The sequence below is a fragment of the Thermomonas paludicola genome (assembly GCF_024498955.1).
Classification (GTDB): Bacteria; Pseudomonadota; Gammaproteobacteria; order Xanthomonadales; family Xanthomonadaceae; genus Thermomonas; species Thermomonas paludicola.
This window is the reverse complement of record NZ_CP093311.1, coordinates 1,986,158-2,012,101: the sequence shown is the minus strand read 5'-3', so window position 1 is coordinate 2,012,101 and position 25,944 is coordinate 1,986,158. Positions and strand designations below refer to the sequence as shown.

At 67.7% G+C, this 25,944-nt stretch carries 28 protein-coding genes; 23 read left to right on the top strand and 5 right to left on the bottom strand.

The window, feature by feature from the left end; genetic code table 11:
• The gene (locus tag LIW09_RS09425; protein WP_256645383.1) at nucleotides 1–951 is read right to left on the bottom strand and encodes an AAA family ATPase; all 951 of its coding nucleotides are present in this window, start codon (nucleotides 949–951) and stop codon (nucleotides 1–3) included.
• A 46-nt stretch (nucleotides 952–997) separates the two neighbouring features.
• On the opposite strand from LIW09_RS09425, the gene LIW09_RS09420 reads away from it, so the two are divergent.
• Complete coding sequence (locus LIW09_RS09420) at nucleotides 998–2,503, top strand: glycosyltransferase family 39 protein (RefSeq protein ID WP_256645382.1); 1,506 nt, start codon at nucleotides 998–1,000, stop codon at nucleotides 2,501–2,503.
• Here LIW09_RS09420 and LIW09_RS09415 read toward each other — a convergent pair.
• Together LIW09_RS09415 and LIW09_RS09410 are read right to left on the bottom strand one after the other, a co-directional pair.
• The gene (locus tag LIW09_RS09415) at nucleotides 2,490–3,065 is read right to left on the bottom strand and encodes a Maf family protein (protein WP_256647208.1); all 576 of its coding nucleotides are present in this window, start codon (nucleotides 3,063–3,065) and stop codon (nucleotides 2,490–2,492) included. The two genes, LIW09_RS09420 and LIW09_RS09415, sit on opposite strands and share 14 nt — an antisense overlap.
• A gap of 2 nt (nucleotides 3,066–3,067) precedes the next feature.
• A complete protein-coding gene (locus LIW09_RS09410) occupies nucleotides 3,068–3,430 on the bottom strand; it encodes a hypothetical protein (protein ID WP_256645381.1) in 363 nt (120 codons plus the stop codon).
• Between the two features lie 101 nt (nucleotides 3,431–3,531).
• Between LIW09_RS09410 and LIW09_RS09405 the strand changes: the two genes are divergently transcribed.
• The 13 genes from LIW09_RS09405 (at nucleotide 3,532) to LIW09_RS09345 (ending at nucleotide 14,404) form a co-directional block, all read left to right on the top strand.
• Nucleotides 3,532–4,050 (top strand): YceD family protein, encoded by a 519-nt coding sequence (locus tag LIW09_RS09405; protein ID WP_256645380.1) that lies wholly within the window; start codon nucleotides 3,532–3,534, stop codon nucleotides 4,048–4,050.
• A 68-nt stretch (nucleotides 4,051–4,118) separates the two neighbouring features.
• Nucleotides 4,119–4,313 (top strand): 50S ribosomal protein L32, encoded by a 195-nt coding sequence (gene rpmF / locus LIW09_RS09400; protein WP_256645379.1) that lies wholly within the window; start codon nucleotides 4,119–4,121, stop codon nucleotides 4,311–4,313.
• 177 nt (nucleotides 4,314–4,490) lie between these two features.
• Nucleotides 4,491–5,483 (top strand): beta-ketoacyl-ACP synthase III, encoded by a 993-nt coding sequence (locus LIW09_RS09395; protein ID WP_256645378.1) that lies wholly within the window; start codon nucleotides 4,491–4,493, stop codon nucleotides 5,481–5,483.
• Between the two features lie 204 nt (nucleotides 5,484–5,687).
• Complete coding sequence (fabD, locus tag LIW09_RS09390; RefSeq protein ID WP_256647207.1) at nucleotides 5,688–6,578, top strand: ACP S-malonyltransferase; 891 nt, start codon at nucleotides 5,688–5,690, stop codon at nucleotides 6,576–6,578.
• 8 nt (nucleotides 6,579–6,586) lie between these two features.
• On the top strand, nucleotides 6,587–7,336 hold the full coding sequence (gene fabG, locus LIW09_RS09385) for a 3-oxoacyl-ACP reductase FabG (protein ID WP_256647206.1): 750 nt from the start codon (nucleotides 6,587–6,589) through the stop codon (nucleotides 7,334–7,336).
• Between the two features lie 88 nt (nucleotides 7,337–7,424).
• The gene (acpP, locus tag LIW09_RS09380) at nucleotides 7,425–7,664 is read left to right on the top strand and encodes an acyl carrier protein (protein WP_256645377.1); all 240 of its coding nucleotides are present in this window, start codon (nucleotides 7,425–7,427) and stop codon (nucleotides 7,662–7,664) included.
• A gap of 135 nt (nucleotides 7,665–7,799) precedes the next feature.
• Nucleotides 7,800–9,038 (top strand): beta-ketoacyl-ACP synthase II, encoded by a 1,239-nt coding sequence (fabF, locus tag LIW09_RS09375; RefSeq protein WP_256645376.1) that lies wholly within the window; start codon nucleotides 7,800–7,802, stop codon nucleotides 9,036–9,038.
• A 57-nt stretch (nucleotides 9,039–9,095) separates the two neighbouring features.
• Complete coding sequence (locus LIW09_RS09370; protein WP_256645375.1) at nucleotides 9,096–10,445, top strand: aminodeoxychorismate synthase component I; 1,350 nt, start codon at nucleotides 9,096–9,098, stop codon at nucleotides 10,443–10,445.
• 43 nt (nucleotides 10,446–10,488) lie between these two features.
• Entirely contained in the window at nucleotides 10,489–11,316 is an 828-nt protein-coding gene (pabC, locus tag LIW09_RS09365; protein WP_256645374.1) for an aminodeoxychorismate lyase, read from the top strand.
• The gene (mltG, locus tag LIW09_RS09360) at nucleotides 11,313–12,365 is read left to right on the top strand and encodes an endolytic transglycosylase MltG (RefSeq protein WP_256645373.1); all 1,053 of its coding nucleotides are present in this window, start codon (nucleotides 11,313–11,315) and stop codon (nucleotides 12,363–12,365) included. Before pabC ends, mltG begins: the two co-directional genes overlap by 4 nt.
• Complete coding sequence (gene tmk / locus LIW09_RS09355; protein WP_256645372.1) at nucleotides 12,362–13,021, top strand: dTMP kinase; 660 nt, start codon at nucleotides 12,362–12,364, stop codon at nucleotides 13,019–13,021. Before mltG ends, tmk begins: the two co-directional genes overlap by 4 nt.
• The gene (locus LIW09_RS09350; protein ID WP_256645371.1) at nucleotides 13,018–14,016 is read left to right on the top strand and encodes a DNA polymerase III subunit delta'; all 999 of its coding nucleotides are present in this window, start codon (nucleotides 13,018–13,020) and stop codon (nucleotides 14,014–14,016) included. Before tmk ends, LIW09_RS09350 begins: the two co-directional genes overlap by 4 nt.
• Before the next feature lie 40 nt (nucleotides 14,017–14,056).
• Nucleotides 14,057–14,404, top strand: a complete 348-nt coding sequence (locus LIW09_RS09345; RefSeq protein WP_256647205.1) for a PilZ domain-containing protein — start codon at nucleotides 14,057–14,059, stop codon at nucleotides 14,402–14,404.
• 71 nt (nucleotides 14,405–14,475) lie between these two features.
• On the opposite strand, the gene LIW09_RS09340 is transcribed toward LIW09_RS09345, so the two are convergent.
• Nucleotides 14,476–16,566: a 3-hydroxyacyl-CoA dehydrogenase NAD-binding domain-containing protein gene (locus LIW09_RS09340; protein ID WP_256645370.1), complete on the bottom strand. Its 2,091-nt coding sequence runs from the start codon at nucleotides 16,564–16,566 to the stop codon at nucleotides 14,476–14,478.
• Between the two features lie 166 nt (nucleotides 16,567–16,732).
• Between LIW09_RS09340 and rpoE the strand changes: the two genes are divergently transcribed.
• From rpoE to recO, 9 genes are all read left to right on the top strand, one after another.
• The gene (gene rpoE, locus LIW09_RS09335) at nucleotides 16,733–17,350 is read left to right on the top strand and encodes an RNA polymerase sigma factor RpoE (protein ID WP_256647203.1); all 618 of its coding nucleotides are present in this window, start codon (nucleotides 16,733–16,735) and stop codon (nucleotides 17,348–17,350) included.
• Nucleotides 17,347–18,219: an RseA family anti-sigma factor gene (locus LIW09_RS09330; protein WP_256645369.1), complete on the top strand. Its 873-nt coding sequence runs from the start codon at nucleotides 17,347–17,349 to the stop codon at nucleotides 18,217–18,219. Before rpoE ends, LIW09_RS09330 begins: the two co-directional genes overlap by 4 nt.
• A 61-nt stretch (nucleotides 18,220–18,280) precedes the next feature.
• The gene (locus LIW09_RS09325; protein WP_256645368.1) at nucleotides 18,281–19,831 is read left to right on the top strand and encodes a DegQ family serine endoprotease; all 1,551 of its coding nucleotides are present in this window, start codon (nucleotides 18,281–18,283) and stop codon (nucleotides 19,829–19,831) included.
• A gap of 132 nt (nucleotides 19,832–19,963) precedes the next feature.
• Nucleotides 19,964–21,757 (top strand): translation elongation factor 4, encoded by a 1,794-nt coding sequence (lepA, locus tag LIW09_RS09320; protein ID WP_256647202.1) that lies wholly within the window; start codon nucleotides 19,964–19,966, stop codon nucleotides 21,755–21,757.
• 108 nt (nucleotides 21,758–21,865) lie between these two features.
• A complete protein-coding gene (gene lepB / locus LIW09_RS09315) occupies nucleotides 21,866–22,648 on the top strand; it encodes a signal peptidase I (RefSeq protein WP_256647201.1) in 783 nt (260 codons plus the stop codon).
• Nucleotides 22,649–22,685: 37 nt separating this feature from the next.
• Entirely contained in the window at nucleotides 22,686–23,063 is a 378-nt protein-coding gene (locus LIW09_RS09310) for a DUF4845 domain-containing protein (RefSeq protein WP_256645367.1), read from the top strand.
• Nucleotides 23,053–23,727: a ribonuclease III gene (rnc, locus tag LIW09_RS09305; RefSeq protein ID WP_256647200.1), complete on the top strand. Its 675-nt coding sequence runs from the start codon at nucleotides 23,053–23,055 to the stop codon at nucleotides 23,725–23,727. Before LIW09_RS09310 ends, rnc begins: the two co-directional genes overlap by 11 nt.
• Complete coding sequence (gene era / locus LIW09_RS09300) at nucleotides 23,724–24,647, top strand: GTPase Era (protein ID WP_256645366.1); 924 nt, start codon at nucleotides 23,724–23,726, stop codon at nucleotides 24,645–24,647. The genes rnc and era overlap by 4 nt, the downstream gene beginning before the upstream one ends.
• Nucleotides 24,648–24,649: 2 nt before the next feature.
• Nucleotides 24,650–25,384, top strand: coding sequence for a DNA repair protein RecO (recO, locus tag LIW09_RS09295; RefSeq protein ID WP_256645365.1), 735 nt, complete (start codon nucleotides 24,650–24,652; stop codon nucleotides 25,382–25,384).
• Nucleotides 25,385–25,438: 54 nt separating this feature from the next.
• Here recO and rnk read toward each other — a convergent pair whose 3' ends face one another.
• Nucleotides 25,439–25,867 carry a nucleoside diphosphate kinase regulator gene (gene rnk / locus LIW09_RS09290; protein WP_256645364.1) on the bottom strand — a complete coding sequence of 143 codons (429 nt, stop codon included), beginning with the start codon at nucleotides 25,865–25,867 and terminating at the stop codon, nucleotides 25,439–25,441.
• Nucleotides 25,868–25,944 lie beyond the last annotated feature (77 nt).

The following is a 25,944-nucleotide window of genomic DNA, read 5'->3' as shown; positions in this document are numbered from 1 at the left end:
TCAGTCCACCGCGACCGCGTGCAGGATCGCCTTCGCCAGGCTCTCGGGCGGGGTATCCGCGTCCGCCACCAGACGATGTTCGGCCACCGCCGGGAACAGCGCCTGCACGTCTTCGGGAACGACATGGCTGCGTCCCAGCAGCAGCGCATGCGCCCGCGCGGCGCGCAGCAGCGCCAGCCCGGCGCGCGGCGACAACCCCACGCGCACGCCCGGCTGTTTGCGGCTGCGCCCGATCAGCGCCTGCACGTAATCCAGCAGGGCGGCATTTGCATGCACCGCCAGTGCCGCCTGGCGCAGCGCCAGGATGCGCGGCGCATCCAGCAGCGGCGATGCCTGTGCAATCAGGTCACGCCGGTCGACGCCTGCCAGCAGCGCACGTTCCGCCGCGGCGTCGGGATAGCCCAGCGCCAGCCGCAGCAGGAAGCGGTCGAGCTGCGAATCGGGCAGCGGATAGGTGCCGGACAGGTCCACCGGGTTCTGCGTGGCGATGACCAGGAACGGATCGGGCAGTGGCCGGGTCTGCCCGTCGATGCTCACCTGGTGTTCGGCCATGGCTTCCAGCAGCGCGCTCTGCGTGCGCGGCGGCGCGCGGTTGATCTCGTCGGCCAGCAGCACGTGGGTGAACACCGGGCCGGGGTGGAATTCGAAACGCCGCGCCTGCGCTTCGTAAATCGAGACGCCGAGGATGTCCGATGGCAGCAGGTCCGAGGTGAACTGCACGCGCGCGAATCCCAGCCCCAGCGTGGCGGCCATCGCGTGCGCCAGCGTGGTCTTGCCCAGCCCGGGCAGGTCTTCGATCAGCAGGTGGCCGTCGGCCAGCAGTGCGACGAAGGCCAGGCGCACCTGCATCGGTTTGCCCAGCACCAGGGTGTTCACCTGCGCCTGCGCCTCGCGCAGGGCTTGTTGCAGGGCGTCGGGTAGCATCGCGTCGATTGCCGGGGATTTGGACATGGGGGCCTCGGTCAGGTTCAAGCCAGTGTAGCGAGGTCGCAAGTCGATGCGGGATGGACGGGATGCAAACAGCGCCAGGCGCGCGTTCATCGGCCTGTGGCTTGTGCTACTGGTGCTGAAACTGGCGCTGGCGGCGCACTTGCCGCTGTTCGTCGATGAGGCGTTCTACTGGCAGGAAGGCCGTCACCTGGACTGGGCCTATTCCGACCTGCCCGGCTTGACCGCGTGGCTGGCGCGATTGGGCGATGCGCTGGCGCCCGGCAGCCTGCTGGCGCTGCGGCTGCCGTTCCTGTTGCTGGCGGCGCTGATTCCGTGGCTGCTGGTTCGGCTGGGCGCGCGCGAGTTCGATGCCTGGGCCGGCTGGTGGGCGGGCGCGCTCTGCCTGCTGCTGCCGCTGTCCGGCACGTTGGGACTGATGGCGCTGCCCGATGTGCCGCTGCTGCTGGCAAGCGTGCTGTGCCTGGACGCCGGTCTGCGGATGCTGCGCAAGGTGGATGCCTGGGCTGCGGGCGAACTGGCGTTGGGGCTGGCGCTGGGCGGGCTGGCCCACTACCGCTTCGCCGCCGTGATCGTGATTGGTTTCGCCGCGCTGCTGGCGTTGCGCGATGGGCGGCGCGCGCTGCGCGGTCCGCTGCCATGGTTGGCGATTGCCATTGGCGCCGTGGCGTGGGCGCCGCTGCTGCTGTGGAACCTGCAAAACGCCGATGCCGGGCTGCGCTTCCAGTTGCTGGACCGGCATCCGTGGAGCTTCAGTGCGCAGGGGCTTCGCTTGGGGCTGTTGCAGCTATTGCCGGCGACGCCGCTGCTGTTGCTGGCGATGGCGTTGGCGGCGCGCGCTGGCCTGCGTGATGCGCGCCCGGCATCGCGCTATCTGGCATTGAACGGTGCGCTGGTGCTGGCTGCATTCCTCGTGCTCGGCTTCTTTGCAGACCGGCAGCGCGTCAGTTTCCACTGGCCCTTGCCCGGCATGGTGGCGCTGCTGCCTCTGGTGGCAATGCAGTTGGCGGGCTGGAGGCGCGGTTGGCGCATGGCCACGCTGGCGACGACAGCGCTTGGGCTGGCGCTGGCGCTGGGCTATCTGACGATGGCCGCGCTGCCGGGGTTGCGCCTGCAAGCATCACGCGGCGGCGTATATCCGTCCAACTTCGCGGGCTGGAGCGCGTTGGCCGATGCCGTGCGGGCGCGGCGCGGCGCGCTGCCGCCGGGCACGCGGCTGCTGGCCGGGGATTTCAAGATCGGCGCCGAGCTGGGTTTTGCGCTGGGCGAGCCAGACATCCCGGTGTTGGCGCATCCGCTCAATGACAAGCACGGTCGGGCGGCGCAGTTGCAGCGATGGCAGCTGCAGCGCGATTCGCGCGCCCAGCTGGGTGGTGGCGCGCCGCTGTTGCTGGTGGCCAGCCCGTCACACGCGGGCTTCGATGATCCGCCGGCCTATCTGCGCCGGTTGCAGCAGCAGCTTGGGCCGTTGCCGCCGCCGCAGGTGCTGGAGATTGACGGCGGTCGCAAGCGTTTCTGGTTGTTCGTGCTGGACGCGCCGATCACGGCAGGCTGAAGCCGGCTCGGCGCAGCAGGCGCGCGGTCGCGATCAATGGCAGCCCGACCAGCGCGGTAGGGTCGCGATTGTCGATGGCCTCGAACAGGCTGATGCCCAAGCCCTCCGACTTGAAGCTGCCGGCGCAGTCGAACGGCTGTTCGGCATCGACATAGCGTTCGATCTCGGCCTGGCCAAGCGTGCGGAAGTGCACTTCGGTCAGGTCAACGTCGGCCAGCAGGCGGCCATCGGCATGCGCCAGGCACAGGGCGGTGTGGAAACGCACGATCTTGCCGGACATCGCCCGCAGCTGCGCGATGGCGACCTCGCGCCGGCCCGGCTTGCCAAGGGCCTGCCCCGCGCATTCGGCCACCTGATCCGAACCCAGCGCCCATGCCCCAGTGCCGCGCTGGACAATCGCCCGGGCCTTGGCCTGGGCCAGGCGGATGGCCAGCGCCCGTGGCGCTTCGCCGGGCAGCGCAGTTTCATCCACCTCGGGACGGGCGACGTCGAACGGCAGCCGCAAGCGTTGCAGCAGCCCGCGCCGATAGGGCGAGGTGGAGGCGAGGATCAGTGGCGTCATGGTCATGGTGTTGCGCTGCGTGCTTGTTCGAGCTGCCGCAGTTGCTGGTCGAGGCGGCTGCTGGCGACCTGCAGTGCGTCACGCACGCCGTCCAGCTGCGCGATGCTGGCGGAGTGGGCGTGCTCCTGCAGCCACAGGCGCTGGCGCAGGAGGTCCTGCATGGCGGCGCGCACCGGGTTCTCGTGCTCGCCGGCAATCGCCTCGATTTCGCTGCGTGCAGCGCGCAGCCTTGCTTCAAGCGAATCAGCGGCATCCAGCAGGCGGCTGATGGCCAGCTGCCGGGTGCGGCGCTCATGCAGCAGGCGCCGCCCCTGCCACAGGGCCAGGGCGGCAAGCGCGGCAGCGATCAACAGGGCGAGTGTCATCCCGTCAGTCTGCGCGAGGCGGTGGCGGGGGTGCAAATCCGGCAGATTGCCTCGCGCATGGATTTGACACGGACACGGCGGATCTTTAACATTCGCCGGCTATGTCCGAACCGTCAATCAGCCGAGTTCCAGAAAGCGTTGACGCTTGGCGCATGGTCGCGGCGCAGCGTGAGTTCGAGGGTCGAATTCCCCTGGCGTCGTTGGATCGGCTGCGCGGCAGCCTGGTGGATTGTGAAGGCGAGGTGCGCTTTTCGATCAGCTTCGGCACCGATTCGCTGAAGGTTCCGTTCGCGGAGCTGCGCATCGACGCCGAGTTGCCGCTGGAATGCCAGCGCAGCCTGCAGCGGTTCTTGCTGCCGGTGCAACTGGTGCAGCGGCTCGGGCTGATTCAGGACGAGGCTGGCGAAGCGGCCTTGCCGCCCGGTTACGAGGCGTTGCTGGTGGACGCCGACGGCATGCTGAAGCCTGTCGAGCTGGTGGAAGATGAGTTGATCCTGGCGCTGCCGGTGGTGCCGGTATCGCCCGAAGCCGAAGCGGTTGAGCGCGATTTCGCGCCCACCGTGGAGGAAGTGGCCCAGGCCAACCCGTTCGCGGCGTTGTCGGGCCTGACATTGGAATAAGTGCGACAATGTCGCGTTGAGTCGTTCGTCATTTCGCTTTTGCAAAGCATTTCCTTGGAGTTGTTCCCATGGCCGTTCAGAAGTCCCGCGTTTCCCCGTCCCGCCGCGGCATGCGCCGTGCGCACGACACCCTGTCCGCCAAGCAGCTGGCGACTGACCCGACCAGTGGCGAGACCCATTTGCGTCATCACGTGACTGCTGACGGTTACTACCGCGGCAAGCAGGTCATCGCGCCGAAGACCTCGGTCGCCGACCAGGAGTGATCGCAGCCCGCAAGGCTGCGCTATCCGCATGACGCCCGGCCGCGCCAGACAGCGCGGCCGTTGGCGTTTTTGTCGTTCAGGAATCGGGGCAGGTGAGTCGTGCGTTGCGCCCTGCGGCTGCGTGCCGTGGTCGCGATCGGCTACCCTTGCCGGATTCGCCAGGGAGTTTGCAAGCGCATGAGCCAGTCCGATAGCCGCGTTTTCGCCCGCATTGCCGGCACCGGCAGTTACCTGCCACAGCAGGTGCTGACCAACGATGACCTGGTGAAGCGCGGGGTGGAGACCAGCGACGAATGGATCGCCACGCGCACTGGCATCCGCCAGCGGCATGTCGCCGCAGAGGGCGAGACCACCAGTGACCTGGGCTACCGTGCCGCGCTGCGAGCGCTGGAAGCCGCCGGGGTGGAGGCAGCGGAGATCGACCTGATCGTGGTCGGCACCACCACGCCCGACCTGATCTTCCCGTCCACCGCCTGCATGATCCAGCACAAGCTGGGCGTGGCGGGATGTCCCGCATTCGATGTCAACGCGGCGTGCTCGGGGTTCATCTACGGGCTGACCATCGCCGACAAGTTCATCCGCTCGGGTGCGGCGAAAACCGCACTGGTGATCGGCGCGGAGACGCTGACCCGGATGCTGGATTGGGAGGATCGCGGCACCTGCGTGCTGTTTGGCGACGGTGCGGGCGCGGTGGTGCTCAAGGCCGCTGCCGAGCCCGGCATCCTCAGCACGCACATGCACGCCGATGGCAGCAAGAAGGAACTGCTGTGGAACCCGGTGGGCGTCTCGGTCGGCTTCAAGCCCGGGGAGAAGAACGCCGGGGTGCGCGTGCAGATGGCGGGCAACGAGGTGTTCAAGCACGCGGTCAAGGCGCTGGACGCGGTAGTGGACGAGGCGTTGCTGGCCAATGGCCTGGATCGCTCCGCGCTGGATTGGCTGGTTCCGCACCAGGCCAATCTGCGCATCATCGAGGCCACTGCCAAGCGTTTGGCGATGCCGATGGAGCGGGTGATCGTCACCGTGGATCGGCATGGCAACACGTCTTCCGGCTCGGTGCCGCTGGCGCTGGACGAAGCGGTGCGCTCCGGCAAGATCCAGCGCGGCCAGTTGGTCCTGCTGGAAGCCTTCGGCGGCGGCTTTACGTGGGGCTCCGCGCTGCTGCGCTATTGATCCGGGCGGGCCCGACTGCGGTCGGGCGAAGCGGGAGCAAGGCGCCCGCATACGCCTCGGTACAGACACGTTAGAGCTATTGCTCGTATCATGTCCGACCATTTTGGGCAGGCCTTTGGTCGCATCGGGAACCACGTGAGCGAAACCAGCGCATCCCCACAACTTGCCCTGCTGTTCCCGGGGCAAGGTTCACAGTCGATCGGCATGCTGGCCGAACTGGCGGAGCTGCATCCGTCGGTCAAGGCGACCTTCCAGGAAGCCTCGGACGGCGCCGGCGCCGATTTGTGGGCGCTGTCGCAGGGCGGCCCCGAGGACATGCTGAATCGCACCGAATACACACAGCCCGCATTGCTGGCCGCCGGCGTGGCGGTCTGGCGGCTGTGGCAGGCGCAGGGGGGCGTGCAGCCGGCCGTGCTGGCGGGACACAGCCTTGGTGAATACACCGCACTGGTTGCGGCGGGCGCGTTGTCCTTGCGTGATGGCGCGCATCTGGTGCGCATCCGTGGTCAGCTGATGCAGGACGCGGCCCCGGCCGGCACTGGCGCGATGGCCGCCGTGCTCGGTGCGGAGGATGTGCTGGTGGAAGCCGTCTGCGTCGAGGCCTCGGGCGCGCAGGTGGTGGTGCCGGCCAATTACAACTCGCCCGGGCAGATCGTGATCGGCGGTGACGCCGCGGCGGTGGATCGCGCGCTGGCGCTGCTGCAGGAGCGGGGCGTGCGCAAGGCGGTCAAGCTGGCCGTCAGCGTGCCGTCGCACACGCCCTTGATGCGCGAAGCCGGCAATCGCCTGGCCGACACCATGGCCGGCCTGGACTGGCGCATGCCCGCGCTGCCGGTGGTGCAGAACGTGGATGCGCGGGTGCATGACAGCCTTGATGCCATTCGTGACGCACTGGTGCGCCAGCTGTATTTGCCGGTGCAGTGGACGCGCTGCGTGCAGGCATTGGCCGGGCATGGCGTCGCGCGCATCGGCGAATGCGGGCCGGGCAAGGTGCTGGCCGGGTTGGCCAAGCGCATCGACAAGACACTCGACGCACGCGCGTTGGGCACGCCCGGAGAGTTTGCCGGCGCCATTGAGGATTGGAAAAACGCATGAGCGAGCAGATGTCGAATAGTGCGGTTTTGAAGGACGAAGTGGTGCTGGTCACCGGCGCCTCGCGCGGGATCGGCGCGGCGATTGCCGATGAGTTGGCTGCGCTGGGCGCAACAGTCATCGGCACCGCGACCTCGGATGCCGGCGCGCAGGCGATCGGCGCGCGTTTGGCTGCCAGGGGCGGGCACGGGCGCCGCTTGAACGTGAACGAGGCCGGCGCCATCGAGGCGCTGGTGGACGCGGTGTCCAGCGAGTTCGGCCCGGTGTCCATCCTGGTCAACAACGCCGGCATCACCCGCGACAACCTGCTGATGCGGATGAAGGACGAGGACTGGCAGGCCGTCCTCGACACCAACCTGACTTCCGTTTATCGCGCCTCGAAGGCGGTGCTGCGCGGCATGATGAAGGCGCGCAAGGGTCGCATCGTCAACATCGCCTCGGTGATCGGCGTGACCGGCAACGCCGGCCAGGCCAACTATGCCGCGGCCAAGGCCGGCATCATCGCGTTCAGCAAGTCGCTGGCGAAGGAAATCGGTTCGCGCGGGATCACCGTCAATGTGGTCGCGCCAGGCTTCATCGCCACCGACATGACCGCCGATTTGCCGGACGCCGCGCGCGATGCGTTGCTGGGGCAGATCGCGCTGGGCCGCCTCGGCGCGCCTGCCGACATTGCCCGCGCGGTGGCGTTCTTGGTCGGCCCGTCGGCGGCCTACATCACCGGCGAGACCCTGCACGTCAACGGCGGCATGTACATGCCTTGATTTCCCCGCCGGGCGGCGGCTGTTGGCAGCGCCTGGCTTTCACGTAAACTTGTCAATTGAACCCGATTCCCGGGAGGAGCAACCAGACATGAGCAGCATCGAAGAGCGCGTCAAGAAGATCGTCGTCGAACAATTGGGCGTCAAGGAAGAAGACGTCACCATCAGTGCGTCGTTCGTGGACGACCTTGGCGCGGACTCGCTGGACACCGTGGAGCTGGTGATGGCGCTTGAAGAAGAATTCGAGTGCGAGATCCCGGACGAAGACGCCGAGAAGATCAGCACCGTGCAGGCCGCGATCGACTACATCAAGGCCCACGTCAAGGCCTGATGGTCGTCCCCGCGGGGACAACTCTGCGGGGTGCCCGGCACACGGCCGGCGCATCCCTGCAGCAGCACCGGGGCCGCTTCTGCGGCCCCGCGTGTTATGCACCACCGCAACCCGGTAATTGATGGAGGAGCCACCATGTCGAAGCGACGCGTTGTTGTGACCGGAATGGGCATCGTCTCGCCGCTGGGCCACGATTTGGCCAGCAACTGGGACGGCATCGTCAACGGCCGTTCCGGCATCAGCATGGTCGAGGGCTTCGATGCGTCCACGTATCCCACCCGCATCGCAGGCGAAGTGCGTGATTTCGACATCACCCGCTGGGTGAGCCCGAAGGACGCCAGGAAGATGGACCACTTCATCCACTACGGCATGGCCGCTGCGCTGATGGCCAGGGACGACGCCGGGTTGGAGGTGAACGAGGCCAACGCCGAGCGCATCGGCGCGCTGGTGGGCGCCGGCATCGGCGGCATCTGGGGCATCGAGGAAACCGCGATCAAGCTGCATGAAGGCGGGGTGCGCAAGATCAGCCCGTTCTACATCCCCAGCACCATCATCAACATGATGCCGGGCCAGCTGTCGCTGGCCACCGGGATCAAGGGCCCGACCTTTTCGGCCGTGTCCGCCTGCGCCACCGCCAACCATTCCATCGGCATGGCGATGCGCATGATCCAGTACGGCGATGCCGACGTGATGTTCGCCGGTGGCGCCGAGCGCGGCAGTTCGCCGACCGCGATGGGCGGCTTCTGCGCGATGAAGGCGATGAGCACCCGCAACGACGATCCCGCCCGCGCCTCGCGGCCGTGGGACGCCGGCCGCGACGGCTTCGTGCTGGGCGACGGCGCCGGCATCCTGGTGCTGGAGGAATACGAGCACGCCAAGGCGCGTGGCGCGCGCATCTACTGCGAGCTGGTCGGCTTCGGCGCCACCTCGGACGCCTTCCACATGACCGCGCCCAGCGAGAACGGCGAAGGCCCGGCGCGCTGCATGGCGATGGCGTTCCGCGATGCCGGCATCAATGCCGACGAGGTGGGCTATCTCAATGCGCACGGCACCAGCACCCCGCTGGGCGACCTGGCCGAGACGCTGGCGATCAAGCGTGCGTTGGGTGAGCACGCCTACAAGACGATGATCAGTTCCACCAAGTCGATGACCGGCCACCTGTTGGGTGCAGCGGGCGGGGTGGAGGCGATCTATTCGATCAAGGCGCTGGAAACCGGCATCATTCCGCCCACCATCAATCTGGAACATCCGGGCGAGGGCTGCGATCTGGATTACGTGCCGAACACCGCGCGTGAAGCGAAGGTGGACGTGGTGGTGTCCAACGGCTTCGGCTTTGGCGGCACCAATGGCACGCTGGTGTTCAAGCGGATCTGACCGCCCACTCCCTCCCTTGCGCAGCAGGGGAGGGCTGGGGTGGGGTGCACTTCACCAATGATTGCCGCAACCCTTCCCGCCGACGTCGACCTGCTCGCCCTGCATCGGCTCGACCCGGCGCGCTATCCGGTGCTGCTGGAATCCAGTGCGGCTGGCGCGCATGGGCGCGTGGACATGCTGCTGGCGCATGCCGGCGAAGGTTTTGCCCTGCATCGCGATGGCGTCGTGCGCACGCTGGCGGGCGAGCGCATCGAAGGCCGCTTCCTCGATGTGCTGGACGCGCAGTGGCAGGCGGTTCAAGTGCAGCGGCCCGCCGACAGCGCGCTGCCGTTCCGTGGTGGCTGGGCGTTGTTCCTGGGCTACGAGCTGGCCCGGCAGGTCGAGCCGGTGCTGCGGCTTCCGCCACCTGGCGGGTCGTTGCCGATCGCGGTGGCGCTGCGCTGCCCTGCGGCCATCCTGCGCGATCGCGCCAGCGGCCGTTGTTCCAGCGTGGCCGAGCACGCGTTCGCGGATTGGCTGGATCGGATCGAGGGCGACGTCGGGCGTGCCGCCGCGCTGCCGCCGCTGCCTGCATGGCAGGCGCCGCTGCGTATCGATGAAGACCTGCCGCAGCGGTATGTCGAAGGCGTGCAGCGCGTGTTGGAGTATCTGTCGGCAGGTGATGTCTTCCAGGTCAATCTCTCGCGCGGCTGGCGCGCGGCGTTCGACCGCCCGCTGGATGCCGCGGCGCTGTTCCAGCGCCTGCGCACGCACAACCCCGCGCCGTTCGCCGGCATCTTCCGCCTTCCGGCTGGCAGCGTGGTCAGTGCGTCTCCGGAGCGGCTGGTGTCGGTGCGCGCCGGCACGGTCGAAACGCGGCCGATCGCCGGCACCAGGCCGCGATTCGCCGGCGATGATGATGCCGCCCGGATCGGCGAATTGGCAGGCAACCCGAAGGAGCGCGCCGAGCACGTGATGCTGATCGACCTGGAGCGCAATGACCTGGGGCGGATATGCCGGGCGGGAAGCGTTCGCGTGGATGAGCTGATGTCGGTGGAAAGCTACGCGCACGTGCATCACATCGTCAGCAATGTGCGTGGCGAGCTGCGTGCCGGGGTGACCCCGGGACAGGTGCTTGCGGCGGTATTTCCGGGCGGCACGATCACCGGTTGCCCGAAGGTGCGCTGCATGCAGATCATTGCCGAGCTGGAAGGCGAGGGGCGCGGTGCCTACACCGGCGCGATGGGGTGGCTGAACCTGGACGGCGACATGGATACCAACATCCTGATCCGCAGCGCGGAGGTCGAGGGAAGCGCGCTGCGGTTCCGCACCGGTGCGGGCATCGTGATCGACTCCGATCCGCAGCGCGAACTGGACGAAACGCGGGCGAAGGCGCGCGGCATGCTGCGGGCGTTGGGGGTCGAATGATGTCGGGTTCGACGCACACCGCGACGATCGGGGAGCGACTGCGTTGAGCCCCGCGGCATCCGCGTCGTTCGAGGGGTCTGCGCCTGTGGACGGCGTTTCCGCCTCCAATCGCGGCCTTGCCTACGGCGACGGCCTGTTCGAAACCATGCGCGTGCATCGCGGCGCGTTGCCGCTGTGGCCACGCCATCTCGCGCGGCTGCGCGAAGGCGCGCTGCGCCTCGGCATCGCATTGCCCGAGCAGGCGTTCATCGAAGCGCGCATTGCCGACGCCATTGCCGGCATCGATGCCGGCGTGCTCAAGCTGCTGCTGACCCGTGGCGACGGCGGGCGCGGTTATGCGCCGCCAATTGATGCGCCGCCTGTGTGGACACTGGCCCTGCATTCGCTGCCGCCGATGCCGGCGACGCTGCGCCTGCACGCTTGCGATACCCGGCTGGCGATCCAGCCCGCGCTGGCGGGCATCAAGCATTGCAACCGGCTGGAACAGGTGCTGGCGCGCGCGGAAGTCGAGCGCGCCGGCTGCGACGAAGGCCTGGTGCGCGACACCGACGGGCGCCCGGTCTGCGCAACGTCGGCCAACCTGCTGGTGTACCGCCTCGGCCGTTGGCTGACGCCGCCGCTGGAACGCTGCGGCGTTGCCGGGGTGCTGCGCGGCTGGCTGCTGGAGCAGGGGCTGGTGGAGGTGGCGGCGCTGGCGCAGGAGGACGTGCGCGATGCCGATGCCGTGGCGCTGTGCACCGCCGTGCGCGGTATCCTGCCGGTCTTGATGCTGGGCGCCCGCACCTGGGCGGCGCACCCGGCGATCCCCGACTTGCAGGCGCGACTGGCGATGGCGTATCCGATGTTTTCCAACCCGGGGATGGCGGCATGAACGCGCGTCGCTTGCTGCTGCTCGTGGTGCTGGCGGCCGTCGTCGCGGGCGGCTGGTACTGGCAGCGATTCCAGTCGTTCGCGGACGCGCCGCTGGCCGGCGTTGCGGCGGACGCGAGCCTGGTGGTCGACCGTGGCGACAACCTCGACAAGGTGCTGCGCACGCTGCGGGCGCAGCGGATTGCCACTGGCGACCGTTTGTACTGGCAACTGCTGGCCCGGCAGACCGGCGCGGCTGGCAGGCTGCAGGTGGGCGAGTACGCGCTGGGCGCTGGCATCACGCCGCGCGAACTGCTGCTGGCGATGCGCGACGGCAAGGTGGTGCGCCGCAAGTTCACCGTTGTGGAAGGCTGGAACATCCGCGACCTGCGCGCAGCCTTGCGCAAGGTGCCGCTGCTGGCGCAAACCACCGAAACGATGAGTGATGCGGCGTTGATGCAGGCGCTGGGGCATGCCGGCCAGCATCCGGAAGGGCGCTTCCTTCCGGAGACCTATGCCTGGGTGCGCGGCGACAGTGACCTCGACCTCCTCAAGCGCGCCCATGCGGCGATGGACACGGCGCTGGAGGCCGCATGGTTGTCGCGGGCCGAGGATCTGCCGCTGGACAATCCAGACGCCGCGTTGACGCTGGCTTCGATCGTCGAGAAAGAAACCGGCGTTGCGGCGGAGCGGGCGCAAATCGCCGGCGTGTTCGTGCGCCGCCTGAAGATCGGCATGCGCCTGCAAACCGACCCGACGGTCATCTACGGCATGGGCTCCAGCTACGCCGGCAACATCCGCCGCAGCGATTTGCAGACCGACACGCCCTACAACACCTATACCCGCAACGGCCTGCCGCCTACACCCATCGCCATGCCGGGCAAGGCGGCACTGCACGCGGCCACGCATCCGGCAGCGGGGGACGCGCTGTATTTCGTGGCGCTGGGTGACGGCAGCGGCCGGCATGCCTTCAGCGCCAGCCTGGATGCCCACAACACGGCGGTGCGCGACTACGTGCAGCGCTACCGCGCCCAGGCCCGCGCCGAGCGTGAAGGGGCGGCATCGAAGTGAGTGCAATCCTGCAATGCCGGCAACGGCTGGTGACCATCGAAGGTGGCGAGGGAGCCGGAAAAAGCACCGTGTTGTCGGCACTGCGCGGGGCGCTGCTGGCCGACGGGTTCGAGGTGGTCAGCACCCGCGAGCCGGGCGGCACGCCGCTGGCCGAGCGCATTCGCGATCTGCTGTTGTCTGCCGGCGACGAGCCGGTGCATGCGCAGACCGAGCTGCTGTTGATGTTCGCCGCGCGCGCGCAGCACGTGCAGCAGGTGATGTTGCCGGCGCTGGCGCGCGGTGCATGGGTCATCAGTGACCGCTTTACCGATTCCAGCTATGCCTACCAAGGCGCTGCGCGCGGGCTTGATCATGACTTCATTGCGTCGCTGGAGCGCAACGTGGTGGGCATCGAGCCGGGCCTGACCCTGTTGCTGGATCTGGGGGTGGCGCATGCGCGCGAACGCACGCGCGGCCGCGACCTTCTCGATGGCTCGGCGCCGGACCGGATCGAGCGGGAACACGACGGTTTCTTCGAGCGCGTGCGCGCAGGGTTTCTTGCGCGCGCGGCGCAGCAGCCACGGCGCATTCGGGTGATCGATGCCAGTCCTGACGCCGCCAGCGTGGCGACCGCCGCATTGGCAGCGCTGGCGGATTATCGGGCGACGCTGGCATGAGCCTGCCGCCGCTGGCGCCGTGGCAACAGCGTGCTTACGCGCAGGCAGCGGATGCCATGGCGGCCGGTCATTTCGGGCATGCGCTGCTGATCGTGGGGCCGGAAAAAATCGGCAAGCGCCTGCTGGCCGAACATCTGGCGCGGCGCGTGTTGTGCCTGTCGCCGCGTGCGGATGGTGAAGCGTGCGGCGCCTGCAAGAGCTGCACGCTGTTCGCGTCGCGCGCGCAGATGGAAACGCTGGAAGTCCGTCCGGACGGCGCGCTTGCGCATCCGTGGGGACACAGCGCGCACCCGGATTTCCTGCTGCTTGGCTATGGGATCAACCATAAAACAGGCAAGCCGCGCGGCGAGCTCGTGATCGAACAAATCCGCAGTCTGTCCGGGGCAATGAATTTGACCTCGCAGCTGGGTGGTGGCCAGGTGGCCATCGTCGATCCTTGTGATGCCATCAATTGGAGCGCGTTCAACGCGCTGCTGAAAACACTGGAAGAACCGCAGCCCGGGCGTTATCTGTGGCTGCTGGCGTCCAATCCGGCGCGCCTGCCGGCCACCATTCGCAGTCGCTGCCAGCGCCTTGAGTTGCACCTGCCGCCGCGCGCCGAGGCACTGGCCTGGCTGCGCGACCGCGGGCATGCGGAGGCACTGGCGAACGAAGCCCTGGATGCCTCACGCGGGCATCCAGGGCTGGCGGATGCCTGGATCGGCGATGGCGGGCTGCAATTGCGCCGCGATGCGCTCACGGATGCGCAGGCGCTGCTGCGGGGTCAGGCCGAACCGGCCGACGTGGCGCAGCGCTGGGTGGCCGATGGGCAGGCGGATGTGCGCTTGCGCCACCTGGCGGAATTGGCCTTGCGCGAGGCGACGGGCTTGACCGATCCTGCCGCAACCCGCACGCTGGCTGCGCGCTTCGATGCGGCCAACCGCGCCCGCGAGCTGCTGCGCAGCACGGTGCGCGCCGACTTGGCGGTGATGGAGGCGCTGTTGGCGTGGCGCTGAATACACAACGTTCGATGGGGAACCGGGAATGAGCAATCCGATGGGCGGCGCGCGGCAGGGCATCTTGTCGCTGGCGATCAAGGACAAAGCATCGCTGTACAACGCCTACATGCCCTTCATCAAGCAGGGCGGCATTTTCGTGCCGACCACGCGTCGCTATTTCCTGGGCGATGAAGTATTCCTGCTGCTGACCCTGCCGGACTCGTCGGAGCGGCTGCCGGTGGCCGGCAAGGTAGTGTGGGTCACGCCCACTGGTGCGCAGGGCAACCGCACGGCGGGTATCGGCGTGCAATTCGCCGATACCTCCGAAGGCGAAGCCGTGCGCAGCAAGATCGAAACCACGCTGGCGGGAACCTTGGGCGGCGATCAGTCAACGCAGACGATGTAGGCGTGCGCGTTGCGCGTTGGCGCGGAGGCAGCGTCCCACAGGGATATGTTCCGCGAGCGATGACTCGTTCTTCATGGCCCTTTTTCCTGCAGAACCGGTTCGCGCAGCACCGCGCTGTCCCAGCCCTTGCGTGGCGCGAAGCGCTCGCCGTACTTCGCGCGCAACGCTTCCAGCCGCGCCAGCAGCGCGTCGGCGCCGGTGGCGCGGATGTGCTGGATCGGGCCGCCGCGGAACGGGGCGAAGCCGGTGCCGAAGATCACCCCGGCGTCCAGCAGGTCGGCGTCGCTGACCACGCCGTCGTGCAGGCAGGCCACGGCTTCGTTGAGCAGCGGCAGGACCAGGCGATCCTCCAGGTCGTCCGGTGCCACGAAGCCGGCCGGCAGCTCGGGCTTGACGGCCTTGCCGTTCTCCCATTTGTAGAGGCCCTGGCCGTCCTTCTTGCCGCGCTTGCCGGCTTCCACCGTCGCCAGCGCCGCCGGCACCTCCAGGCCGAGGAAGGGGGCCAGTTCCTTGCCCACGCTGGCGGCCACGTCCAGGCCCACGGTGTCGAGTAGCTCGATCGGCCCCATCGGCATGCCGAACTTGGTTGCCGCCTTGTCGATCGCCGGGCCGGGGATGCCCTCGGCGTAGGCGGTGGCGGCTTCCAGCATGTACGGGAACAGCACGCGGTTGACCAGGAAGCCGGGCGTGCCGGCCACCGGCACCGGGAACTTGCCCAGCGCCTTGCAGAACGCGGCCAGGCGGCGCTCGGTCTCGGCGGCCATGCCGTCGTGGCGGATGATCTCGACCAGCGGCATCTGCGCCACCGGGTTGAAGTAGTGCAGGCCGGCGAACTGCGCCGGGCGTGCGATATGGCCGCGCAGTTCATCGAGCGGGATCGACGAGGTGTTGGTGGTCAGCAGCGCGTCGGCCTTCATGCGTGGCTCCACCGACTGGTACAGGTCGCGCTTGGCTTCCGGGTTCTCGATGATCGCTTCGATGATCAGGTCGGCCTCGGACACGCCAGCACCGTCGAGGTCGGACTTCAGCCGCGCCGCCACTGCCGGGCGCTTGCTCTCGTCCTTCACCTTCTTCTCGAACAAGGCCTGCGCGCGTTGCAGGGCGCCGTCGATGAAGCGCTGTTCGCGGTCCTGCAGCGTCACCTCGAAGCCCTTGTAGGCGGCGAACGCGGCGATGTCGCCGCCCATCACGCCGGCGCCGATCACGTGCACGCGGGCGATGCCGGACTCGCCCTTGCCCAGCGCCTTCAGCCGCTCGGTGAGGAAGAAGATGCGGATCAGGTTGCGCGCGGTCGGGGTGCCGGCCAGCTTCACCACCGCGCGGCGTTCGGCGTCGAGGCGCGCGCGGATGCCTGCGCCGCCGCTGCGTTCCCAGGTGGAGATCAGCGCGTAGGGCGCGGGATAGAAGGCCTTCGGCGCCTTGCGCGCGACCTGCTTGGCCATCTGCGGCGCCAGCAGCTTGCGCGCCGCGAAGGTATTGGTCAGCCAGCCCAACGCGCGCTGCTTGAACGGGCGCACGGTGCCCTTCAGCGCCAGCGCGGCGGCGGCGTCGATCAGCAGCGCGGGCTCCACCACCTTGTCCACGAGGCCAATCCCGCGTGCGGCCTTTGCGCCCAGCGCGCGGCCGGTCAGCATCATGTCCATCGCCGCCGGCGCGCCGACCAGCCGCGGCAGGCGGGCGCTGCCGCCCCAGCCCGGGAAGATGCCCAGCTGCACTTCCGGCAGGCCGATGCGGGTCGAGGCATCGCTGCTGGCGACCCGGTAGCGGCAGGCCAGCGAGATCTCGGTGCCGCCGCCCATGCAGAAGCCGTGGATGGCGGCGACGGTGGGGCAGGGCAGTGTCGCCAGTTGCTGGAAGGTGTCCTGGCCGCGGCGGATCGCGTCGTTGACGGTGCCTTTGCGGTCGAATTCCTGGAATTCCTTGAGGTCGGCGCCCGCGATGAAGCCGCTGCTCTTGCCGGAGGCGATCACCAGCGCCTTCGGTGGTTCGATGGCGATGCGCTCCAGCGCTTCGCCCAGTTCGATCAGCGCATCCTGCGAGAACGCATTGACCGGTGCATCGGCACGGTCGAAATGCAGCACCAGCACGCCATCCTCGCGACCCTGCGGATGCCAGTGGCGAAGGTGAAGCCCGTCGAAAATAGTTGCGGGGGAGCCTGCCATGTACATGCCATCCATGCGATCGAAGGATGCGGGTATCGTAGCCCGCCAGACATTGAATATTTGTCTAATCGCCAGCGACGGGTTTCCACCGCGTGGAACTTTGCCGGCACATGCTGGTCACACTGCCCGGATGCGTTCGGGCCCCACCTTCGAGGCTGCGGCGCAAATGATGGAGGACAAGGTGTCGCAATCGCTGGATCAGGACTTGGTGGCGCGCGTGCAACGCGGTGACACCGCTGCCTTCGACCTGCTGGTGCGCAAGTACCAGCATCGCGTCGCCGCCATCATTTCGCGCTACATACGCGATTGGTCCGAGGTGCAGGACGTGGCGCAGGACACCTTCATCCGCGCCTATCGCGCGATCCGCAGTTTTCGCGGCGATGCCCAGTTCTCCACGTGGTTGCACCGCATCGCGGTGAATACCGCCAAGAACCATCTTTCATCGCATAACCGCCGCCCGCCGGGCGACGACATCGAACTCGAGGACGCCGAGCAGTTCGAGTCCGGCCTGCGCCTGCGCGACAACGACACGCCCGAGCGCGAACTGATGCGCCAGCAACTGGAACAAACCGTGCTGGCCGCGGTCGAAGCCTTGCCGCCCGACTTGCGCGACGCGATCACCTTCCGCGAAGTGGAAGGCATGAGTTACGAGGAGATCGCCGAACGCATGGGCTGCCCGATCGGCACGGTGCGTTCGCGCATCTTCCGCGCACGCGAAGTCATCGATGCCCGCATGCGCCCCCTGTTGGACCACGACCAAACGCCGAAGCGCTCGCACGCATGAACACTGACACCGACCGCCACTGCATCGACCTCACCCAACTCAGCAGCCGCGAGCAACTGTCCGCGCTGATGGACGGCGCACTGCCGGAAGACCAGACCCGGTTCCTGCTGCGCCGCTTGCAGCACGACACCGAACTGGCCGACAGCTGGGATCGCTGGCGCATTGCGGCCGAGGCCATGCGCGGGTTGGCGCCGGCTCGGCATCTGCCTGCGGATTTTGCGCTGCGCGTATCCGCTGCACTGCATGGCGACAGCGCTGCAGCTGCGGCGCAGCAGGCGGTCCGCAACCCGGGCTGGCTGCGCTGGGGCGGTGGTGTCGGCATGGCGGCGGCGCTTGCCGTCGTGGCGCTGATGGCACGGCCGGCATTGCAGGGCGGCAGCCAGCCGGTCGCTGTGCCTGCCGCGCAGGACGTGGCAAGCGTGCCGGTGTCCGCGCCGGGCCCGATGCCGCAGGTGCCCGCACCAGCGCCCGCATCGCGGATGGATGCGCCTGCCATGCTTGCCGCCACTGCGGCGGTGGCGGTGGCCAAGCCCGTGCGGCGCGCGGCCTTGCGCCCGCAGCCAGCGGCGACTGTGCCGGCTGCCGCCGACGTCGTTGCACCCGCTGACAGGCTTGCGGTCGAGCTTCCCGCAGCCACGCCGCTGGTGTCCGCCATTGCCACGCGCCCGTGGCCACGCTCGATCCTGCCGCAATACAGCGGCAGCAATGGGCTCACCGTGGGCTTCGGCGAGCACGTCTCGCGCGCTGCAGCCACCAATCCCTTTGCGCCACCGGTGTTTTCCGCGCCGCCCAAGCTGCTGCGCGACGAGGAGGAACATACGGACGCGCCGGCGCCCGTACCGCAGACGCCAGCCGAGCCGTCGCCCTGACGCTGCATCTGCACGCAAGCCAGGTTCGTACTCCCGATCCACGAAGAGAGGATTCGTTCGCATGCCCGTGACCAAACTTTCGGTTCTTCGTCCCCTGTTGTTGACCACGGCGCTGGCCGTGGCGGGCGTGGGGGCCTGCAGCGGCCAGAACACCGCGCAAGCGCAATCACCAACCGCGGCGCCGGCAATCGCACCGGCCCCCGATCTGGTGGCCGGGTTGCCGGATTTCACCCGGCTGGTGGAGCAGGTGGGGCCGGCGGTGGTCAGCGTGCAGGCGGAGATCGGCAGCAAGCCGCAGGTGGCGCGCAGCAGCCCGATGCCGCAGAACGATGACGATGAGGGCGGCGACGAGCAGATCCCGGAGTTTTTCCGGCGCTTCTTCGGCCCGGGCATGGGGCCGCTGCCCGGCGGTCCCGGAGCACCGGCGATGCGCCCGCGCGGTACGTCGCTGGGCACCGGTTTCATCATCTCCGGCGATGGCTATGTGCTGACCAACCACCATGTGATCGATGGCGCCGACACCGTGCGCATCCGCCTGGCCGACCGCCGCGAATTCACCGCCAAGGTGGTGGGCAGCGACGAGCAGTCCGACGTGGCCCTGCTCAAGATCAACGCCACGGGCCTGCCGGTCATGCGCGTGGGTGATTCGCGCCTGCTCAAGCCCGGCCAATGGGTGGTGGCGATCGGTTCGCCGTTCGGACTGGATCATTCGGTGACCGCCGGCATCGTCAGCGCGGTCGGTCGCGCCAATCCCGGCGCCGACCAGCGCTACGTGCCGTTCATCCAGACCGACGTGGCGATCAACCGCGGCAATTCCGGTGGCCCGCTGCTGGACACCCGCGGCCAGGTGGTGGGCATCAATTCGCAGATTTTCAGCAACTCCGGTGGTTACATGGGGGTGAGCTTCGCCATCCCGATTGACGTGGCGATGAACGCGGTCAAGCAACTCAAGGCTACCGGCAAGGTCACCCGTGGGCAGTTGGGCGTGCAGATCCAGGGCATGGATCGCGATGCAGCCAAGGCACTGGGGCTTGGCGACGCCGCCGGTGCGCTGGTGGCGAAGGTGGAGCCGGGCAGTCCGGCCGAGCGGGCCGGTATCCAGCGCCAGGACGTGATCCGCAGCGTCAACGGGCAGGCGGTGTATGACGCGAGCGACCTGCCGCCGATCATCGGCGCGATGGCGCCGGGCACCCGGGTCAGCATCGACGTGGTTCGCGACGGCAAGCCGCGCACCCTCAGCGCCACCTTGAACGCGCTGGATGACGCCGTTGCCGGTGCCGATGGCGTGCCGCACGCGGCGGGCAAGCCAGCGGCCAGCGCGCCGGGCAATCCGCTGGGAATCATCGGGCAGGATCTCAGTGCCGAACAGCGCACGCGCCTGGGCTTGCAGAAAGGCGAGGGCGTGTTGATCGCGCGGATCAACGGGCAGGCGGCGCGCGAAGCCGGGCTGCAGTCCGGCGACGTGATCCTGGCGGTGGGGCGCAGTGATGTCGGCAGCGCCAGCGCACTGGATGCGCAGCTCAAGGCGGCGGGTGCCGGCAAGCCGGTGATGCTGCTGGTCCAGCGCGGGGGTGGCACCCGCTACGTCGCGGTGAACCCGGTGCAGGACTGAAGCAATGCGTGGTTCCGCCTTCGCCGGCAAGGCGGAGGCGGGGCTGTGCGATAATGAACGGCTAACTTCCAGACAGGCTGCGCTCCCGCTGCCGTCGCCGCCTACAGCACAGCCCCCATGCAGCACGACTCGATGCGGTTCATCCGCAACTTCTCCATCATCGCCCACGTCGATCACGGCAAATCGACCTTGGCGGATCGCATCATCCAGCTGTGCGGCGGCCTGACCGCGCGCGAGATGGAGGCGCAGGTGCTCGACAACAATCCGATCGAGCGCGAGCGCGGCATCACCATCAAGGCGCAGTCGGTTTCTTTGCCGTACACGGCCAAAGACGGCAATACCTATTACCTGAATTTCATCGACACCCCCGGCCACGTCGATTTCAGTTACGAGGTCAGCCGCTCGCTGGCGGCTTGCGAAGGCGCATTGCTGGTGGTGGATGCGGCGCAGGGCGTGGAAGCGCAATCGGTGGCCAACTGCTACACCGCAGTGGAGCAGGGGCTGGAAGTGGTGCCGGTCCTGAACAAGATCGATTTGCCGACGGCCGACATCGACAAGGTGAAGGAAGAGATCGAGGCCGTGATCGGCATCGACGCCACCGACGCGGTGGCGATCAGCGCCAAGACCGGGCTCAACGTCGGCGACGTGCTGGAAGCGATCGTCCAGCGCATCCCGCCGCCCACGCCGCGCGGCTCCGACAAGCTGCAGGCGCTGATCATCGACTCCTGGTTCGACAACTACCTGGGCGTGGTGTCGCTGGTGCGGGTGATGCAGGGCGAGATCAAGCCCGGCGACAAGATCCTGGTGATGTCCACCGGGCGCTGGCACCTGGTCGACAAGGTCGGCGTGTTCACCCCCAAGCGCAAGGAGATGCCCGCGTTGCGTGCGGGTGAGGTGGGCTGGATCAACGCCAGCATCAAGGATGTCCACGGCGCGCCGGTGGGCGATACGTTGACCCTGCTGGCCGACCCTGCGCCGGAGCCGTTGCCCGGCTTCCAGGAAATGCAGCCGCGCGTGTTCGCTGGCCTGTTCCCGGTGGATGCAGAGGATTATCCGGACCTGCGCGAGGCGCTCGACAAGCTGCGCCTGAACGACGCCGCGCTGCGCTTCGAGCCGGAAAGCTCGGAGGCGATGGGCTTCGGCTTCCGCTGCGGCTTCCTCGGCATGCTGCACATGGAGATCGTGCAGGAGCGGCTGGAGCGCGAGTACAACCTCAACCTCATCAGTACCGCACCGACGGTGATCTACGAGGTGCTCAAGACCGACGGCAGCATCGTGCCGATGGACAACCCGGCGAAACTGCCGCCGATCAACCAGGTGCAGGAAATCCGCGAACCCATCATCCGCGCCAATATCCTCACCCCGCCCGACTACATCGGCAGCGTGATCAAGCTGTGCGAGGACAAGCGCGGCGTGCAGGTCGGCATCACCTACATGGCCAGCCAGGTGCAGGTGAGTTACGAATTGCCGATGGCCGAGGTGGTGCTGGACTTCTTCGACAAGCTGAAGTCGGTCAGTCGCGGCTACGCCTCGCTGGACTACCATTTCCTGCGCTTCGATGCCGGCCCGTTCGTGCGCGTGGATACGCTGATCAACGGCGACCGGGTGGATGCGTTGTCCATCATCGTTCATCGCTCGCACGCGGATCGCCGTGGGCGGGAGCTGACCGAAAAGATGAAGGAATTGATCCCGCGGCAGATGTTCGACGTGGCGATCCAGGCGGCCGTCGGTGGCCAGATCATCGCCCGCACCACGGTCAAGGCGATGCGCAAGAACGTGCTGGCCAAGTGCTACGGTGGCGACGCCACGCGCAAGAAAAAGCTGCTGGAGAAGCAGAAGGAAGGCAAGAAGCGGATGAAGCAGGTCGGGCGCGTGGAAATCCCGCAGGAAGCCTTCCTGGCGGTGCTGCAGGTGGACAACAAGTGATTTTCGCCTTCCCGCCAAGCGGGGAGAATTCGTTTTTCTTGTCCCCGCACGGGCGCACCGGGCGCGTCGGCCGGGAACGCATGAGGGGCAAAGGGAGAGCATCGCATGATGGTGTGGTTTGAAACGATTCTGGTGTTGCTGACCCTGCTGACCGGTTTGATCTGGCTGCTGGACAGGCTGTTCTTCGCCAAACGTCGCGCCGCCGCAGCGGCGGCCGGCGAAGCGAAGGATCCGGCGCTCGTCGATTACGCGAAATCCTTCTTCCCGGTGCTGGCGCTGGTGCTGGGGTTGCGCAGCTTCGTCGCCGAGCCGTTCCGGATCCCGTCCAGTTCGATGATGCCGACCCTGCTGATCGGCGACTTCATCCTGGTCAACAAGTTTTCCTACGGCCTGCGGCTGCCGATCAACAATAAAAAGTTTTTCGCCATCGGCGAGCCGCAGCGCGGCGACGTGGTGGTGTTCCGTCCGCCGCAGCACCCGCGCGAGGATTGGATCAAGCGGGTGATCGGACTGCCTGGCGACCACATCGGCTACCACGACCACAAGGTCAGCGTGAATGGGCAAGTGCTGCCCTACCGGGTGGAAGGCGTGTACACCGGGGTTGGCCAGGGCCAGGGGGAAACCGGCGACAACCAACTGACCGAAGGCCTGCCGGGGCACCCGCATTTCGTGCTGGAGCGCGAGTTCAGCATGGCCGATGGTGACTGGGCGGTTCCGGCGGGGCATTATTTCGTGATGGGCGACAACCGCGGCAACAGCGAAGACAGCCGGTTTTGGGGCTTCCTGCCGGAAGCCAACCTGCGCGGCAAGGCGTTCATGGTGTGGATGAATTTCGATGCCAGCGCCGACCATTGGGTGGACGTTTCCCGCATCGGAACGCGTATTCCTTGATCAAGTCCAGTCAGTCCAACCAAGAGGGGATGCACGAATGAAGAAGTCGCAGCGCGGAATGACCATGGTGGGGTTTTTGCTCACCCTGACCCTGCTGATCTTTTTTGCCTTCGTGGCGATGAAGATCGTGCCGATGTACATCGAGTTCTATTCGGTGAAGAAGATCATGGCGACTGTCGCAAACAACCCGGAAGCCGCAAGCGGCAAGGACAAGATCCGCAGCCTGTTTGCCCGGAGCCTGCAGATCGACTACGTCAAGGTCATCAAGCCGGAGATGCTGAAGATCGAAAGCACCGATGGCGGCTATAACCTGGTGATGGACTACGAGCGCCGCGAGTCGTTGATGGCCAACCTCGACGTGGTCGGCAAGTTCCACGCGGAGCAGAAGCTGGCGCGCGGTGCCGGTGCGGAGTGATGGCGTCCTGAACGCCTTTGCCGGCCACGAATTCGCGGAGCCTGCGCTGCTGCGGCAGGCGCTGACTCACCGCAGTGCCGGCAGCCCGCACAACGAGCGTCTGGAATTCCTCGGCGACGCGCTGGTCAGCCAGTTCGTCGCCGAGGTGCTGTATCGGTGCTGGCCCGGTGCCGACGAAGGTGCCCTGACCCGCGCGCGCGCCGAGCTGGTGCGCGAATCCGCGCTGGCCGGCATTGCCCGCACGCTGGACATCGGCCCGAAGCTGGTGCTGGGGCCGGGCGAAATGAAGACGGGCGGTCATCGCCGGGATTCCATCCTGGCCGATGCGGTCGAGGCTTTGGTGGCAGCGATTTATCTCGACGCTGGCTTTGACGCCTGCCGCGCCGCCGTGCTGCCGTGGTTCGAGCCGCTGCTCGCCGCGCTGCCGGCGCCGAACAAGGTGGGCAAGGATGCCAAGACGCGCCTGCAGGAATGGCTGCAGGGCCGGCAGCACCCGCTGCCGGTGTATGCGCTGCTGCACGAAGGCGGTGAAGATCACGCACGGGTGTTCCGGATCCGCTGCACGCTGGCCACCCCGGCACTGTGCACCGAGGGTGAAGGCAGTTCGCGGCGCGCGGCGGAACAACAGGCGGCCGAGGCCGCGCTCAAGGAAATCGAAGCATGAATGCTCCAGCCCAGCGCAGCGGTGCGGTCGCCGTGATCGGTCGGCCCAACGTCGGCAAATCCACCTTGGTCAATGCACTGGTGGGGGCCAAGATCAGCATCACCTCCAACCGTCCGCAGACCACCCGGCACCGGCTGCTGGGCATCGCCACGTTCCCCGGCGGGCAGCTGCAACTGGTGGATACACCCGGCATCCACGGCGAGCAAGGCAAGCGCTCGGGCAAGGCGATGAACCGAATGATGAACCGCGCGGCGCGCGGTGCGCTGGAGGGCGTGGACGTGGCGCTGCTGGTCATCGAAGCCGGGCGCTGGGACGCCGAGGACGCGCTGGCCTTCGATGCGATGCGCGATGCAGGCTTGCCGGTGGTGCTGGTGGTCAACCAGGTGGACAAGTTCAAGGACAAGGGCGCACTGCTGCCGTTCATCGCGAAGGTGGCGGAAGGGCGCGAGTTCGCCGCCGTGCACCCGTTGTCGGCGCTCAAGCGCAGCGGCCTGGAGGCGCTGGTGGCGACGTTGTTCGACCTGGTGCCCGAGGCCGAGCCGATGTACGGCGAGGACGAAATCACCGACAAGAGCCAGCGCTTCCTCGCCGGCGAGCTGGTCCGCGAGCAGTTGATGCGCCAGCTCGGCGAAGAGCTGCCGTATGCCACGACGGTGGAAGTGGAAAAGTTCGAGGAAGAGCCTTCGCCCAAGGCCGGCGTGATGTACCGCATCGATGCCGTGATCTGGGTGGAGCGGGACGGCCAGAAGGCCATCGTCATCGGCAAGGGGGGCGAGCGCCTGCGCGAGATCGGCAGCCGCGCCCGGCTGCAGATGGAGCGCCTGTTCGATGCCAAGGTCTTCCTGCAAACCTGGGTGCGCGTGCGCGAAGGCTGGAGCGACGACGAAGCCGCCCTGCGCGCGCTGGGTTATCACGACTGACGATGCAGTTCACGGGCGAACCCGCTTTCGTCCTGCACGCGCGCCTCTGGCGCGAAACCAGCCTGCTGGTGGAGGTGTTGAGCGCCGAACATGGCCGCGTCGGGCTGGTGGCGCGCGGCGTGCAGGGGCCCAAACGGCATGCATTGCGGGCGGCGCTGCAACCGCTGCAGTCGATCCGTTTCGATGCGGTGCAGCGCGGCGAGCTGGCGCAGCTGAGGATGGCCGAAGCGACGGATGCCGCCCCGCTGTTGCAGGGTGATGCCGCGATGGCGGCGTTTTATGTCAATGAACTGTGCCTGCGGCTGGCGCCGCGTCACGTGCCGCAGCCGGAATTGGTCGCAGTGTATGCCGACGTGCGCGAGCGCCTGCGCCGGGGCGAGCCCTTGGCGTGGACGTTGCGTCGCTTCGAGCGCGACGTGCTGCAGGCCCTGGGCCTGGGGCTGGACTTCTCGGCGGACGCCGACGGGCAGGCAATCGATGCGGCGGCGCGCTATCGGCTGGAGGCGGAACGCGGGGCGCTGCGGGTGCTCACTGAGCGCGCTGATGAGCGGCGGTTGAGTGCAACCGGCAGCGCGTTGCTCGCGCTGGGGCGGGACGTGCCGCCCGCGTTCCCGGACGAGCTGGCCAGCCTGCGCGTGCCGCTGCGCATGGTCTTTCTGCACCATCTGGACGGGCGCGGCCTGGCGTCGTGGGACATGCTGGGCGAGTTGGGGCGATTGGTGGCCAGCCGCACGTGAGCCACCACACCCCGCGCCGCAACCTCGCCGGTGCGCAAAGCGCAGGCAAGGCCCTCAGCGGTGCAGACTGCCTGCAGCTTCCGGCTGGTAGTGGATCGCCAGCACATGCAGGCGGGCGCTGCGGCCGCCTGGCATCGGCCAGTCAATGCTGCTGCCCACGCGCAAGCCCAGCAGTGCGCTGCCGACGGGCGCCAGGATCGACACCTTTTCGCCGCTACCGTCGGCGTCGCGCGGATAGACCAGCGTCAACTCGTACTCGTGCTCGCCCTGATCTTCGCTGATCACCCGCACCTTGGCGGTGGAATTCATGGTGATCACGTCGGCCGGCACGTCCTGCGGCTCCACCAGTTCCGCACGCGCCAGTTCCTGACGCAGCGCGGCGGTATTCAGCGCGCGGAACTGCGGCAGCTCCAGCAGATCCTCGATGCGCTCCACGTCCACGCGGGACAGCAGCAGGGCGGGGTGTTGGTTGGTGGCGCTCATGTCGGCAAAACTCCTGCAAAGCAATACGGGCGGCGCGGCTGGCGCGTCGCCCGCGAATATCAGTGAGATGGGGAAAC

Excerpts from the sequence above, each read along its gene's own strand:
- LIW09_RS09405 (WP_256645380.1), top strand. The coding sequence starts at position 3,532 with ATGTCCGAACCGTCAATCAGCCGAGTTCCAGAAAGCGTTGACGCTTGG.
- LIW09_RS09310 (WP_256645367.1), top strand. The coding sequence starts at position 22,686 with ATGAAGAAGTCGCAGCGCGGAATGACCATGGTGGGGTTTTTGCTCACC.
- fabD (WP_256647207.1), top strand. The coding sequence starts at position 5,688 with ATGCTGGCCGAACTGGCGGAGCTGCATCCGTCGGTCAAGGCGACCTTC.
- LIW09_RS09370 (WP_256645375.1), top strand. The coding sequence starts at position 9,096 with ATGATTGCCGCAACCCTTCCCGCCGACGTCGACCTGCTCGCCCTGCAT.
- LIW09_RS09420 (WP_256645382.1), top strand. The coding sequence starts at position 998 with ATGCGGGATGGACGGGATGCAAACAGCGCCAGGCGCGCGTTCATCGGC.
- fabG (WP_256647206.1), top strand. The coding sequence starts at position 6,587 with ATGTCGAATAGTGCGGTTTTGAAGGACGAAGTGGTGCTGGTCACCGGC.
- rnk (WP_256645364.1), bottom strand. The coding sequence starts at position 25,867 with ATGAGCGCCACCAACCAACACCCCGCCCTGCTGCTGTCCCGCGTGGAC.
- LIW09_RS09330 (WP_256645369.1), top strand. The coding sequence starts at position 17,347 with ATGAACACTGACACCGACCGCCACTGCATCGACCTCACCCAACTCAGC.
- LIW09_RS09425 (WP_256645383.1), bottom strand. The coding sequence starts at position 951 with ATGTCCAAATCCCCGGCAATCGACGCGATGCTACCCGACGCCCTGCAA.
- LIW09_RS09325 (WP_256645368.1), top strand. The coding sequence starts at position 18,281 with ATGCCCGTGACCAAACTTTCGGTTCTTCGTCCCCTGTTGTTGACCACG.
- fabF (WP_256645376.1), top strand. The coding sequence starts at position 7,800 with ATGTCGAAGCGACGCGTTGTTGTGACCGGAATGGGCATCGTCTCGCCG.
- LIW09_RS09340 (WP_256645370.1), bottom strand. The coding sequence starts at position 16,566 with ATGGCAGGCTCCCCCGCAACTATTTTCGACGGGCTTCACCTTCGCCAC.
- acpP (WP_256645377.1), top strand. The coding sequence starts at position 7,425 with ATGAGCAGCATCGAAGAGCGCGTCAAGAAGATCGTCGTCGAACAATTG.
- era (WP_256645366.1), top strand. The coding sequence starts at position 23,724 with ATGAATGCTCCAGCCCAGCGCAGCGGTGCGGTCGCCGTGATCGGTCGG.
- rpmF (WP_256645379.1), top strand. The coding sequence starts at position 4,119 with ATGGCCGTTCAGAAGTCCCGCGTTTCCCCGTCCCGCCGCGGCATGCGC.
- LIW09_RS09415 (WP_256647208.1), bottom strand. The coding sequence starts at position 3,065 with ATGACGCCACTGATCCTCGCCTCCACCTCGCCCTATCGGCGCGGGCTG.
- LIW09_RS09350 (WP_256645371.1), top strand. The coding sequence starts at position 13,018 with ATGAGCCTGCCGCCGCTGGCGCCGTGGCAACAGCGTGCTTACGCGCAG.
- rpoE (WP_256647203.1), top strand. The coding sequence starts at position 16,733 with ATGATGGAGGACAAGGTGTCGCAATCGCTGGATCAGGACTTGGTGGCG.
- LIW09_RS09410 (WP_256645381.1), bottom strand. The coding sequence starts at position 3,430 with ATGACACTCGCCCTGTTGATCGCTGCCGCGCTTGCCGCCCTGGCCCTG.
- lepA (WP_256647202.1), top strand. The coding sequence starts at position 19,964 with ATGCGGTTCATCCGCAACTTCTCCATCATCGCCCACGTCGATCACGGC.
- LIW09_RS09395 (WP_256645378.1), top strand. The coding sequence starts at position 4,491 with ATGAGCCAGTCCGATAGCCGCGTTTTCGCCCGCATTGCCGGCACCGGC.
- lepB (WP_256647201.1), top strand. The coding sequence starts at position 21,866 with ATGGTGTGGTTTGAAACGATTCTGGTGTTGCTGACCCTGCTGACCGGT.
- LIW09_RS09345 (WP_256647205.1), top strand. The coding sequence starts at position 14,057 with ATGGGCGGCGCGCGGCAGGGCATCTTGTCGCTGGCGATCAAGGACAAA.
- mltG (WP_256645373.1), top strand. The coding sequence starts at position 11,313 with ATGAACGCGCGTCGCTTGCTGCTGCTCGTGGTGCTGGCGGCCGTCGTC.
- recO (WP_256645365.1), top strand. The coding sequence starts at position 24,650 with ATGCAGTTCACGGGCGAACCCGCTTTCGTCCTGCACGCGCGCCTCTGG.